A 14,534-nucleotide genomic window follows, 5' to 3' on the forward strand; every position below is an offset into this window, starting at 1 on the left:
ATTAATTACGAAGTAAATAACCAAATATAAAATGGCATCAAACAAAAAATACTGGAAAAGTGTTGAGGAGCTAAATACAAAAAGCTCTATTGTTGATACGTTAAAACAAAACGAGTTTGTTGAAGAAATTCCTACTGATGAATTTTTAGGTGATAAAAAGAATTTGGAAGCCTCATCAACAACACGTAGAGACTTTTTAAAATATGTTGGATTTACAACTGCAGCAGCTTCTTTAGCTGCTTGTGAAGGTCCAGTAGTAAAATCAATTCCTTATGTAATTAAACCTGATGATATTATTCCAGGAGTTGCTGAATATTATGCAACAACAATGGCAGATGGTTTTGATTTTGCAAATGTATTAGTAAAAGTTAGAGAAGGACGTCCAATAAAAATTGAACCTAATAAAGAAGCAAATGGAACTACCAATGCACGTGTGCAAGCTTCCGTTTTATCATTATATGATAGCCTTAGATTGAAAGGTCCAAAAGCAAATGGAACTGAAATTTCTTGGGCTGATGCAGATCAACAAATTGTTTCAAAATTAAATGAAGTAAAAGAAGCTGGTTTACCAATTGCTGTTTTAACAGGAACTTGTGCAAGTCCTTCAACAAAAAAACTTGTCAATAAATTAAACGAAACTTTTGGTAATGTAAATCACGTGGTTTATGATGCAGTTTCAGAATCTGCTGCATTAGATGCCTTTGAAGCAATGTACGGTTCAAGAGCATTACCTGATTATAATTTTGAAAAAGCAGAAGTTATAGTTTCAATTGGAGCGGACTTTTTAGGTGATTGGCAAGGTGGAGGTTTTGATGCAAGTTATGCTAAAAGCAGAGTGCCTAAAAATGGAAAAATGTCTCGCCATATTCAGTTTGAATCAAATATGACCTTAACAGGTGCAAATGCTGATAAACGTTTAATGATTAAACCATCTCAGCAAAATTTAGCACTTATCAAATTATACAATGCGGTAGTAAGAGGTATTTCAACAAGAGAAGCTTCTCCTTTAAATGATGCAATTTTGAAAGCTGCAGCTCAAATTAAGGCAGCAGGTTCTAAAGCAGTTGTGGTAACAGGTATTCAAGATAAAAATGCTCAATTATTAACTTTGGCTATTAATAATGCAATTAATAGTGAAGTAATTGATGTAGTTGCTACAAAAAACGTTAGAAAAGGTAATGATGCTGAAGTTACTCAACTAATTTCAGATATGAATGCTGGCAAAATAGGAGCATTAATTATTAACAATGCAAATCCTGTTTATACGTTACCAAATTCTTCTGAATTTATTGAAGGCTTGAAAAAAGTTAAATTATCTGTGGCATTTTCAATGCAAGATAACGAAACAGCAAAAACTGTTCAATATGCATTAGCTACGCCACATTACTTAGAGTCTTGGGGTGATGTTACTATTAAAAAAGGACATTATAGCTTAATGCAACCAACTATTAAACCATTATTTAATACGCGACAATTTCAAGATTCGTTATTAGTTTGGACAGGTAGTACTTCTTCATATTATGAATTCTTAAAAGAATCTTGGAAAACAGATATATTAGAAGGTAAATCTTGGAATCAAGCATTGCACGATGGTGTTTTTGTTACTGAAACTGTAGAAGAAGTAACAATAAATGAAGTTGATATTAATGCAGCAGGAACTGAATTAGGAAAAGTTAAAGGAACCGATTTTGAGCTTTCATTGTATACAAAAACTGGTTTAGGAGATGGTCAAATGGCTAATAACCCTTGGTTACAAGAATTACCAGATCCAATTACAAGAACTTCTTGGGATAATTACTTAACAATGTCTAAAGCAGATGCTGAATCATTAGGAGTAATAAATCATAATGTAGCCAATGGAGCATTAAATGGAAGTTTAGTTGAAATTACTGTCAATGGAGTTTCTGAAGTGTTACCAGTTTTAATTCAACCTGGTCAAGCAAAAGGTTCTATAGGTCTAGCGCTTGGTTATGGACGTAAAGAAGGACTTAAAGAAGAAATGCAAACGGGTAAAAATGCTTACCAGTTTTATAAGGGATTTAATACATATCAATCTGATGTTACTCTAAAGTTAGCTGAAGGCGAACACGAATTTGCTTGTGTTCAATTGCACAATACTTTAATGGGTAGAGGAGATATAATTAAAGAAGCTACTTTAGAAGATTATAATCATATTGATGCTAAAGAATGGAATAAAGTACCGGTAGTTTCGTTAGATCATAATGAAGTAGAAGCAACAACAGTAGATTTATGGGATTCATTCGATAGATCAATTGGACATCATTTTAATTTATCAATTGATTTAAACGCTTGTACTGGATGTGGAGCTTGTGTAATAGCTTGTCACGCAGAAAACAATGTACCAGTTGTTGGAAAAGATGAGATTAGAAAATCTAGAGATATGCACTGGTTGCGTATTGATAGATATTATTCTCATGAAGAAGATTTTGCTGGTGATAATGAAAAGAAAGAAGCAGGGAAAGGGGTTATTGGATATAAAGATACTATGGCAGAATTAGAAGATCCTTCTGAAAATCCTTCAGTAGCTTTTCAACCAGTAATGTGTCAACATTGTAACCACGCACCTTGTGAAACAGTTTGTCCTGTAGCAGCGACTTCTCATGGTCGTCAGGGGCAAAATCAAATGGCTTATAACCGTTGTGTTGGTACTCGTTATTGTGCAAATAACTGTCCTTATAAAGTACGTAGATTCAACTGGTTCAACTATCCAAATAATAGTGAATTTGATTACAATATGAACGATGATTTAGGTAAAATGGTGTTAAATCCAGATGTTACTGTTCGTTCTCGTGGTGTAATGGAAAAATGTTCAATGTGTATTCAAATGACTCAAGCTACCATTTTAAAAGCAAAAAAAGAAGGTAGACCAGTAAACACCAATGAGTTTGAAACAGCTTGTTCAAATGCTTGTAGTACTGGAGCTATGGTATTTGGTGATGTGAACAATGAAGAAGATTCTGTTACAAGTTTAACAAAAGATAAAAGAGCGTATCATTTACTGGAGCATATAGGTACAAAACCGAATGTTGTTTACCACGTGAAAGTTAGAAATACGCAAGAAGCATAAAAATAATAATAATAGATAATAATTAAATAGATTATGTCGTCTCATTACGAAGCACCTATTAGAAAACCTTTAATTGTAGGAGATAAAAGCTACCATGATATTACTGTTGAAGTAGCAGCTCCAGTTGAAGGAAAAGCAAATAAATTATGGTGGACAGTTTTTACAATTGCACTTTTAGCCTTTCTTTGGGGATTGGGTTCAATTATTTACACCATTGGAACAGGAATTGGAGTTTGGGGATTAAATAAAACCGTAGGTTGGGCTTGGGATATTACCAACTTTGTATGGTGGGTAGGTATTGGTCACGCAGGAACCTTAATTTCGGCGGTACTTTTACTTTTCCGTCAGAAATGGAGAATGGGTATTAACCGTTCAGCTGAAGCTATGACAATTTTCTCAGTAGTACAAGCAGGTTTATTCCCAGTAATTCATATGGGACGTGTATGGAACGCTCATTTTGTGTTACCAATTCCAAATCAATTTGGGACACTTTGGACCAACTTCAACTCTCCATTATTATGGGACGTATTTGCTATTTCAACATATTTATCGGTGTCATTAGTTTTCTGGTGGACTGGTTTGTTACCTGATTTTGCAATGTTAAGAGATAGAGCAATTAAACCTTTTCAAAAGAAAATTTATAGTTTATTAAGTTTTGGTTGGACTGGTAGAGCAAAAGACTGGCAGCGTTTTGAAGAAGTTTCTCTAGTACTAGCTGGTTTAGCAACACCTTTAGTATTATCAGTACATACCATCGTATCATTTGACTTTGCTACATCGGTTATTCCTGGATGGCATACCACAATTTTCCCTCCTTATTTTGTTGCTGGAGCTGTATTTTCTGGATTTGCAATGGTGAATACGTTGCTTATTATAATGAGAAAAGTTTCAAATTTAGAAGCATATATTACCAAACAGCATATAGAATTAATGAACATAGTAATTATGATTACTGGTTCAATTGTTGGATGTGCGTATATTACAGAATTATTTATTGCTTGGTATTCTGGTGTAGAATATGAACAATATGCTTTCTTAAACAGAGCAACTGGTCCTTATTGGTGGGCTTATTTATTGATGATGAGTTGTAATGTGTTTTCACCACAATTTATGTGGTCAAAAAAATTAAGAACAAGTATCACATTCTCATTTATAATTTCAATAGTTGTAAATATTGGAATGTGGTTTGAAAGATTTGTGATTATTGTAACTTCATTACATAGAGACTATTTACCATCTTCATGGACTATGTTCTCACCAACATTTGTTGATATAGGAATTTACGTTGGAACTATAGGATTTTTCTTTGTATTATTCTTATTATATGCAAGAACATTCCCAGTTATAGCTCAAGCAGAAGTTAAATCTATTTTAAAGTCATCAGGAGAAAAATTTAAAAAATTAAGAGACGGAAATCATGAGTAATAAAGTAGTACAAGCAATGTATAATGATGATGACATCCTTATGGATGCTGTAAAAGAAGTACGTGCAGCAAATCATCATATTGAAGAAGTTTATACACCATTTCCAGTTCATGGTCTAGATAAAGCTATGGGATTAAAGGGAACACGAATTGCAATTACCGCTTTTATGTATGGGTGCGTAGGATTTTCATTTGCAGTTTGGATGATGAATTATATGATGATTGAACAGTGGCCTCAAGATATTGGTGGAAAACCAAGTTTTACATTTTTCCAAAATATGCCAGCATTTGTTCCAATTATGTTTGAAATGAGTGTGTTTTTTGCAGCACATTTAATGGTAATTACTTTTTATATGAGAAGTAAATTATGGCCATTTAAACAAGCAGAAAATCCAGATCCTAGAACAACAGATGATATGTTTGTAATGGAAGTGGCAGTTGAAGGTGACGAAGCTGAATTAGTTTCGTTTTTAGAAAAAACAGGAACTGTTGAAATTAAAGTAACTGAAAAGTAATAATTAAAATGAAAAACATTTTAAAAATAGCAATAGCATTGGTTTTTATTTTTACTTTATCATCTTGTTGGGGCGATAAAACAAAACCAAATTACCAATATATGCCAGATATGTATAAGTCAGTTGGTTATGAAACTTATACAACAAATCCAAATTTTTCAAATGGTATGACAACTCAACTACCTGTAGAAGGAACTATTTCAAGAGGAAATGTACCTTATGAGTATGAAAATACCAATGAAGGTTATGAAGCAGCAAAATTAGAGCTTAAAAATCCATTAGAAGTTAATGAAGTTAACCTAGCTAATGGAAAAAAAATGTATGATATATATTGTATTTCTTGTCATGGAAAAACTGGAGCAGGTGATGGTGTATTAGTACAGCGTGATAAGTTTTTAGGAATTCCTAATTATAAAGATAGAGAAATTACAGAAGGAAGTATTTATCATGTAATTATGCATGGTAGAAACCTAATGGGGTCTCATGCATCACAGTTAACAGCGAAAGAGCGTTGGCAAGTAACCATGTATGTTCAACAATTGAGAACTGAATTATTAAAATAACACTTTTACTAAGATAGAAATTAAAGATATGTATACCTTTTCAAGTAAATTAAAAACATTTTCATTTGCATTAATGATTGTAGGTCTTTTAGGTGTTGCTTACGGTTTTTTCTCTACACCAAGCTCAGTAGAAGATGTTAAAGTAATGTTACAAGAAACCCATGATGCACATGGTGAAGTAGCGGTAACTCATGAAAATAATGCTCATGCAAGCGAAAATGCTGTCCACGAAACAACACATTCTGATGATGCACATGCGGAACATGTATTTCATTTATTAAAAAATAAGCCTTGGTCAGCATTATATGTAGCACTGTTTTTCTTTTTTATGATTTCATTAGCAACGTTGGCATTTTACGCTATTCAACATGCTTCTCAAGCAGGATGGCCTGTTGTTTTGTTTAGAGTTATGGAAGCAATTACAGCTTATTTGCCAATAGGAGCTATTTTACTTTTTGTATTTTTTGTGCTTTCATCATTACATATGAACCATTTGTTTACTTGGATGGATCCTGAAGTTGTAGCACATGATGAACTTATTCAAAATAAATCAGGGTATTTAAATGTGCCATTTTTCTTAATACGAGCAGCAATTTATATGGCTGGTTGGATATGGTATCGTCAGTATTCAAGAAAATTAACATTGGCTCAAGACAACGCTTCAGATTTAAGTAATTATACGAAATTATTTAAAAGTTCAGCAGCATTTTTAGTATTCTTTTTAGTAACAGAATCTATGATGTCTTGGGACTGGATTATGTCATTAGACCCACATTGGTTTAGTACCTTATTTGGATGGTACGTTTTTGCAAGTATGATAGTTTCAGCAATTACAACGATTGCTTTGATTTCTATATATTTAAAAGGAAAAGGCTATTTAGAGTTTGTGAATGATAGTCACTTACATGATTTAGCAAAGTTTATGTTCGGATTTAGTATTTTTTGGACCTATTTATGGTTTTCACAATTTATGCTAATTTGGTATGCCAACATTCCAGAAGAAGTTACTTATTTTGTATCGAGATTTAATGAATATAAAATACCTTTCTTAGGAATGTTAGTTTTAAACTTTGTGTTCCCTTTATTAGTTTTAATGAACAGTGATTATAAACGAGTTAATTGGTTTATAGTTTGTACAGGGATTGTTATTTTAATAGGTCATTATGTTGATATTTATGTGATGATTATGCCTGCAACAGTTGGAGATCAATGGAGTTTTGGAGTTTCAGAATTAAGCTCAATATTATTAATATTAGGAATATTTATTTATGTTGTATTTACAGCATTATCAAAAGTTCCTTTATTAGCAAAAGGAAATCCTTTTATTAAAGAAAGCAAAGACTTTCATTATTAAAAATTAAATAATTATATTGAAAAGAATCCTGAATTCGTAGTTATTCAGGATTTTTTTTATATTTGCGACCACTATAACACTAACTAAAAAATATGACAGCATTACTTTATGTATTACTTGCCATTGTTGTTGCCGTAGCAATATGGCAAATAGCAAGTATTCTAAATTTAAAAAGTGCAATAGCCACTGAGAAGGACAATAACACTCAAGGAATTCTATTTGCAGCATTTGGTATTTTCTTTTATGGGTTAATGATATTTTCTTTTGTAAAATATTCATCAATCCTTTTACCTGACTCTGCTTCACTTGAGGGAGAAAAGTATGATACTTTGTATTTTATAACCATGTTATTAATACTAGTTGTACAAGCAATCACTCAATTTTTACTATTCTTTTTTGCTTTTAAATACAGAGGTATTAAAGGTAGAAAAGCACTTTTTTATGCAGATAGTCATAAATTAGAAACTATATGGACAGTAGTACCAGCTGTTGTACTTGCAGGATTAGTTTTATATGGTTTAACAGTATGGAATGATGTAATGGACTCTTCAGATGCTGAAAACCCATTAATCATTGAAGTGTATGCTAAACAATTTCAATGGGAAGCCCGATATGCTGGTGCCGATAATGAACTTGGTTTAGCAAATGTTAGAAACATTAAAGGAATCAATACAATGGGGGTAGATATGACTGATAAAAATGCTTTGGATGATATTCCTGTGCGTGAATTACGTTTGCCTAAAGGAAGAAAAGTAATATTTAAATTCCGTTCGCAAGATGTTTTACATTCAGCTTATATGCCTCACTTTAGAGCTCAAATGAATTGTGTTCCTGGTATGGTAACTGAATTCGCTTTTACACCTTCATTAACAACTGAAGAAATGAGAGCAAATGAAAAAACTATTACTAAAGTTGAAGGCATTAATAAAATTAGAGCTGAAAAAGGAGAGGACGCTTATGAATTTGACTATTTACTACTTTGTAATAAAATTTGTGGCGCTTCACATTATAACATGCAAATGAAAATAATAGTTGAGGAAGAAGAAGACTTCAACTCATGGTTGAAAGATCAAAAAACAATGGCACAAGTTGTACAATAAAAATTAACTACTACACTACTAATAAAAAAATAGATTATGTCAGATCATCATCATAAAGAAACATTTATTACAAAATACGTTTTTAGTACTGACCATAAAATGATTTCAAAACAGTATTTAGTTACTGGTATTTTTATGGGAGTTATAGGGGTATTTATGTCAATGTTATTTCGATTACAAATTGCTTGGCCAGATAAATCATTTAGTATTATTGAAGCATTTTTAGGTCATCATCAAGATGGTGGAGTTATGTCTCCAGATATCTACTTAGCATTGGTTACTATACACGGTACTATCATGGTATTTTTTGTGTTAACCGCTGGTTTAAGTGGTACTTTTAGTAATTTATTAATTCCTTTACAAATTGGAGCAAGAGATATGGCATCAGGTTTTTTAAACATGGTTTCTTATTGGTTATTCTTTTTGTCAAGTGTAATTATGGTTTGTTCATTATTTATTGAAGCAGGGCCTGCATCAGCAGGTTGGACCATTTATCCTCCATTAAGTGCTTTGCCACAAGCTATTCCAGGTTCTGGTTTAGGAATGACACTTTGGTTAATATCAATGGCTATTTTTATAGCTTCTTCATTATTAGGTTCGTTAAACTATATAGTAACGGTACTTAATTTAAGAACTGTAGGAATGAAAATGACTCGTTTACCATTAACTATTTGGGCATTTTTTATTACTGCTATCATTGGAGTGGTATCATTCCCAGTATTATTATCAGCAGCACTTTTATTAATTTTTGATAGAAGTTTTGGAACGTCATTTTATTTATCCGATATTTTTATTCAAGGAGAAGTGCTACATTATCAAGGAGGTTCTCCAGTTTTATTTGAACACTTATTTTGGTTTTTAGGCCATCCAGAAGTTTATATTGTTATATTACCAGCAATGGGTATAGTATCTGAAATTATCGCGTGTAATTCTAGAAAGCCAATATTTGGTTATAGAGCAATGATAGGTTCTATTATTGCAATTGCCTTTTTATCTACAATTGTATGGGGGCACCATATGTTTGTTTCTGGAATGAACCCATTTTTAGGTTCTGTTTTTACATTTACAACATTATTAATTGCAATTCCTTCGGCAGTAAAAGCATTCAACTGGATTACAACAATGTGGAAAGGAAACATTCAAATGAATACAGCAATGTTGTTTTCAATCGGATTTGTTTCAACATTTATATCTGGTGGTTTAACAGGGTTAGTTTTAGGAGATAGTGCCTTAGATATTAATGTGCATGATACGTATTTTGTAGTTGCGCACTTCCACTTGGTAATGGGTGTTTCTGCAATTTATGGTATGTTTGCAGGTGTATATCATTGGTTCTCTAAAATGTATGGTAGAATGATGAATAAAACATTAGGGTATTGGCATTTTTGGATAACTGTTGTAGCAGCTTACGGAGTTTTCTTCCCAATGCATTTTGTTGGTTTAGCTGGTTTACCACGTAGATATTATTCAAATACAGCGTTTCCTTTATTTGATGACGTAGCTGATGTTAATATTGTAATTACATTGTTCGCTATTTTAGGTGGAGCTGCTCAATTAATTTTCTTAGCTAACTTTTTTATTAGTATATATAAAGGGAAAAAAGCAACTCAAAACCCTTGGAAATCAAATACACTTGAGTGGACAACACCAGTTGAGCATGTACATGGAAATTGGCCTGGAGAAATTCCAGCTGTTCACCGTTGGGCTTATGACTATAGTAAACCAGGACATGAAGACGATTTTGTTTCTCAAATCACACCTTTAAAAGAAGGGGAGGAAGAATCATAATTATTAAAAATATATTTTAATTTAAAACCTTTCTATTTTTTTAGAAAGGTTTTTTTATTTCTTCTATCTTTGTTTTTATGAACGAAAATTTGAATCCTGATAAAACTAATTTTTCATCTGAAGAATTGGACGTTGAAAAAAAATTACGTCCATTAACTTTTAGCGACTTTACAGGACAAGAACAAGTTTTAGAGAATCTTAAAATTTTTGTTGAAGCGGCAAATTTACGAGACGAAGCTTTAGATCATACATTATTTCATGGTCCCCCAGGTTTAGGAAAAACTACATTGGCACATATATTATCCAACGAATTAAATGTAGGTATTAAAATAACTTCAGGTCCTGTTTTGGATAAACCAGGTGATTTAGCTGGGCTATTGACCAATTTAAGTGAACGAGATGTATTGTTTATTGATGAAATTCATCGATTAAGTCCAATTGTAGAAGAATATTTATATTCTGCAATGGAAGATTATCGTATCGATATTATGATTGAATCTGGACCAAACGCTCGTACTGTTCAAATAGATTTAGAACCATTTACTTTAATTGGAGCCACTACACGTTCAGGTTTATTAACAGCACCAATGAGAGCTCGATTTGGAATTAGTAGTAGATTGCAATACTATAATACAGAACTACTTACTACTATTGTTCAACGAAGCGCCACCATTTTAAAAGTGCCTACTTCAATGGAAGCAGCAATTGAGATCGCAGGTAGAAGTAGAGGAACACCTCGTATAGCAAATGCTTTATTGCGTAGAGTTAGAGATTTTGCTCAAATTAAAGGAGATGGAACAATTACCATTGAAATTGCAAAATATGCCTTAAATGCCTTAAACGTAGATGCTCATGGTCTAGATGAAATGGACAATAAGATTTTGACTACAATTATCGATAAGTTTAAAGGAGGCCCTGTAGGGATAAGTACATTATCAACAGCAGTTGGAGAAAATTCTGAAACCATTGAAGAAGTTTATGAACCTTTTTTAATTCAAGAAGGTTTTATAATGCGTACACCAAGAGGAAGAGAAGTTACTCATTTAGCTTACAAACACTTAGGTAAAGTTAAAGGAGAAAGTCAGGGAGAATTATTCTAAACAATATGTGATTAAAATCACAAAACTAAATTTTTATCGCTGTACTTTTGTAGTGATAATTAGCATAAACTTAGCTATGAGTTTAAAAAAACTATTCCCTTTTTTAATATGGTTGCCTTTAATAAAAGACACTTGGAAAGATGATATAATTGCAGGTATTACAGGAACCATTATTGTGATACCTCAAGCAGTAGCATTTGCTATGATTGCTGGTTTACCTCCAATATATGGTTTTTATACCGCAATGATAACCCCTTTAATAGCTGCATTATTTGGCTCATCATTTCATTTAATTTCTGGACCAACAACCACAAGTTCTATAGTTGTATTTGCAGTAATAAGTAAATTTGCAAACCCTGAATCTGAGATGGAAGCTTTTATTTCATTAGCAATACTGTTATCATTTATGGCAGGAGTTATAAAACTAGTAATGGGCTTTGCTAAAATGGGTAAACTAGTAAATTTTGTTTCACATTCTGTTGTAATAGGCTTTGCTGCTGGAGCAGGAATTTTAATCGCTTTTAAACAATTAAAATATGTTTTTGGTATAGAAGTTCCATTAGGAAGTTCGTTCTACGAAATTATAGATTATATCATTTTACACATACAAGAAACTAATTTATATGTTTTAGGGGTTGCATTAGGTACTCTTTTAATTGCATTTGTAATAAAAAAAATCAAATACATTTCAAGATTATACATGTTAATAGCGATGGTGTTGGGAAGCGTTTTGGCAATTCTTTTAGGAGGTTCTTTACATGGGATTGAAACCGTAGGAAATGTACCTTCTAATTTACCACCATTTAAAGTACCAGATTTTAATTTTGAAGATATGCGTTTGTTAACTACAGGTGCAATTACTTTAGCTTTACTAGGTTTGGTTGAAGCCGTTTCAATTGCGAGAGCAGTAGCCTTACATTCTCATCAAAAATTAGATAATAATCAAGAGTTTATAGGCCAAGGATTGTCAAATATTATTTCTAGTTTTTTCTCTTCTTATGCAAGTTCAGGCTCATTTACAAGATCAGGTGTAAATTACCAAGCAGGAGCTAAAACACCATTTTCAGCCATTATATCTGCAATAGGTTTAATGTTAGTGGTTTTATTTTTTGCCAAATTTGCATCGCACTTACCTAAACCAGCTATGGGTGGTATTATTTTATTGGTAGGCTATAATTTAATAGATTTTGAACATATTAAGAAAATTACAAAAAGCAGTAAACGAGAATTTATTGTTTTGATGGTTACTCTTTTGGGAACTTTATTTTTGGAATTAGAGATTGCCCTATTTTTAGGAATAATAATTTCACTGTTTTTTTATCTAGAAAGAACTTCAAAACCAAACATAGCTGTATTTGGAAAAAATAGTGCAGATAAATTTATTAATTTAATTAGAGATGACTCAGCTGAAGAATGTCCACAATTAAAAATGATTAGAATTGACGGTTCTTTATATTTTGGAGCTGTAGATGGTATCTCAAATTATTTTGCTGAGTTGTATGACAAGAACGACTATAAACATTTACTTATTATCGCAAATGGTATTAATTTTATAGACGTAGCAGGGGCTGAATGGATTACCCATGAGGTTTTAAAGTGGCAAAAGAGAGGAGGAGGAATTTATTTTGTTGGTTTAAAAATTATAAGTCAAGATGTTCTTAAAAAAGGAGGGTTTATTCAAACTATTGGATCTCAAAATTTCTTTAAAGATAAAAACACAGCTATTTCAACAATTTTTAAAAAGTTAAACAAAGAACAATGCTTAAGTTGTAAGGTTAAATTATTTAATGAATGTAAAGTATGAACAACAAGTAATGATTAAACATTTTATTCCAAGTTTACAATGGTTGCCAAACTATAAGAAAGAATGGTTAAAAGGTGACATTAATGCAGGATTAACCATTGGAATTATGTTAATACCTCAAGGAATTGCTTATGCAATGATTGCAGGTTTGCCTCCTATTTACGGTTTATACACAGCAATGATACCACAAATTGTTTATGCTTTTTTAGGAACTTCTAGACAATTAGCTGTAGGGCCAGTAGCAATGGATTCTTTAATTGTAGCCTCTGGGGTGGCAACATTAGCACAAATTGGAACAGAAAATTTTATTGAGTTTGCTATTTTATTAGCTTTCTTAATGGGCTTAATGCAAATTATTTTTGGTGTATTTAAATTGGGATTTTTGGTAAATTTTTTATCAAGACCTGTTATAAGTGGGTTTACATCTGCTGCGGCATTAATTATAGGACTAAATCAGTTAAAACACTTACTAGGTGTTAATATTCAAAGAAATAATAAAATTCAAAATTTAATTGTAGATGCTTACACTAATATTAGTGATATTGAATGGAAAACTTTTTTAATTGGGGCTATTTCAATAATTATTTTAGTGTATTTTAAAAAGTATTCTAAAAAAATTCCAGCGGCATTAATTGTAGTAGTATTAGGCATACTTTTAGTTAAAATATTTAATTTAGAACAGTCTGGAGTTAAAATTGTGGGCGAAATTCCTAAGGGTTTACCAAGTTTTAAAATGTTAAATTTTAATTTTAAAGTAATTATGGAATTATACCCAATAGCACTAACGTTAGCATTTATTGCGTTTTTGGAAGCGATATCTGTAGCAAAAGCAATTGAATTAAAACATACTAATTATAAAGTAGAACCCAATAAAGAATTAATAGCTATTGGATTTGGAAATTTAGTGGGTTCTTTTTTTCAAACATACCCAGCCACTGGTGGTTTATCTAGAACGGCTGTAAACAATCAAGTTGGAGCCAAAACTCCTTTAGCTAGTTTAATAGCAGCATTTGTGGTTGGTCTTACATTGATGTACTTTACTCCATTATTTTATTATTTGCCCAAAGCAATTTTAGCAGCAATAATTATAGTAGCTGTTTTTGGGTTGTTAGATTTTACAGTGCCAAAACAGTTACTTAGTTATTCAAAAAGAGAATTAATAATATTGAATATAACCTTGATAATTACTGCAACAATTGGAATAAAGGAAGGAATATTAACTGGGATAGTTTTATCAATTTCTATGTTAATATATAGAAGTACCAAACCTCATATTGCAATTTTAGGAAAAGTACCTAATACTCATTTTTATAGAAATTTATCAAGATTTGAAGGTTTATTGGAAACCAAAGATGAAATTCTTATTTTAAGGTTTGATGCTCAATTATACTTTGCTAATGTACAATACTTTAAAGATAAGTTAGATGAATACGCTGCTCAAAAAGGAAATAAATTAAAGTTAATTATTGTTGATGGTGAAAGTATTAATAGTGTTGATAGCTCAGCAATATACACGTTAAAAGATGTAATAACCAAATATGAAAAGTTAGGAATTGAATTGTCTTTTTCAGGCTTAAAGGGACCAGTTAGAGATGTATTAAGTAAAGCGGGTGTTATAAGAAAAATAGGATTAGAAAGTTGCTTTATGAGCATTCAAGAAGCAGTTGATGCATTTGAAGAAAGAAAAAAGAATAAAGAAATTGAAGTGAAATATTTTGAATATATAAAACAAACAAATCGTTAAAAAAATCAAAATAATTTTTATTATGTAACCTTAATTACATAAAAATACGTTGTT

The 14,534-nt window shown here is 31.6% G+C and carries 10 protein-coding genes; all 10 read left to right on the forward strand.

Features of this window, described 5'->3' with window-relative positions:
* The first annotated feature begins 31 nt into the window (after positions 1–31).
* The gene (locus tag ACFQZW_RS00770) at positions 32–3,088 is read left to right on the forward strand and encodes a TAT-variant-translocated molybdopterin oxidoreductase (protein WP_372800577.1); all 3,057 of its coding nucleotides are present in this window, start codon (positions 32–34) and stop codon (positions 3,086–3,088) included.
* Between the two features lie 33 nt (positions 3,089–3,121).
* The gene (nrfD, locus tag ACFQZW_RS00775) at positions 3,122–4,513 is read left to right on the forward strand and encodes an NrfD/PsrC family molybdoenzyme membrane anchor subunit (protein ID WP_298264812.1); all 1,392 of its coding nucleotides are present in this window, start codon (positions 3,122–3,124) and stop codon (positions 4,511–4,513) included.
* Positions 4,506–5,027, forward strand: coding sequence for a DUF3341 domain-containing protein (locus tag ACFQZW_RS00780; protein WP_298286778.1), 522 nt, complete (start codon positions 4,506–4,508; stop codon positions 5,025–5,027). Before nrfD ends, ACFQZW_RS00780 begins: the two co-directional genes overlap by 8 nt.
* Positions 5,028–5,035: 8 nt before the next feature.
* Positions 5,036–5,590 carry a c-type cytochrome gene (locus tag ACFQZW_RS00785; RefSeq protein WP_298286780.1) on the forward strand — a complete coding sequence of 185 codons (555 nt, stop codon included), beginning with the start codon at positions 5,036–5,038 and terminating at the stop codon, positions 5,588–5,590.
* 28 nt (positions 5,591–5,618) lie between these two features.
* On the forward strand, positions 5,619–6,944 hold the full coding sequence (locus tag ACFQZW_RS00790; RefSeq protein WP_386781293.1) for a quinol:cytochrome C oxidoreductase: 1,326 nt from the start codon (positions 5,619–5,621) through the stop codon (positions 6,942–6,944).
* A gap of 92 nt (positions 6,945–7,036) precedes the next feature.
* The gene (locus ACFQZW_RS00795; protein WP_298264816.1) at positions 7,037–8,044 is read left to right on the forward strand and encodes a cytochrome c oxidase subunit II; all 1,008 of its coding nucleotides are present in this window, start codon (positions 7,037–7,039) and stop codon (positions 8,042–8,044) included.
* A gap of 36 nt (positions 8,045–8,080) precedes the next feature.
* A complete protein-coding gene (locus ACFQZW_RS00800) occupies positions 8,081–9,832 on the forward strand; it encodes a cytochrome c oxidase subunit I (RefSeq protein WP_386781294.1) in 1,752 nt (583 codons plus the stop codon).
* A gap of 77 nt (positions 9,833–9,909) precedes the next feature.
* A complete protein-coding gene (gene ruvB, locus ACFQZW_RS00805) occupies positions 9,910–10,932 on the forward strand; it encodes a Holliday junction branch migration DNA helicase RuvB (protein WP_386781295.1) in 1,023 nt (340 codons plus the stop codon).
* Between the two features lie 76 nt (positions 10,933–11,008).
* A complete protein-coding gene (locus ACFQZW_RS00810) occupies positions 11,009–12,736 on the forward strand; it encodes a SulP family inorganic anion transporter (RefSeq protein WP_386781296.1) in 1,728 nt (575 codons plus the stop codon).
* Positions 12,720–14,480: a SulP family inorganic anion transporter gene (locus ACFQZW_RS00815; protein WP_298286790.1), complete on the forward strand. Its 1,761-nt coding sequence runs from the start codon at positions 12,720–12,722 to the stop codon at positions 14,478–14,480. The genes ACFQZW_RS00810 and ACFQZW_RS00815 overlap by 17 nt, the downstream gene beginning before the upstream one ends.
* Positions 14,481–14,534: the final 54 nt, after the last annotated feature.

The sequence above is a fragment of the Lutibacter aestuarii genome (assembly GCF_042676885.1).
Taxonomy (GTDB): Bacteria; Bacteroidota; Bacteroidia; order Flavobacteriales; family Flavobacteriaceae; genus Lutibacter; species Lutibacter aestuarii.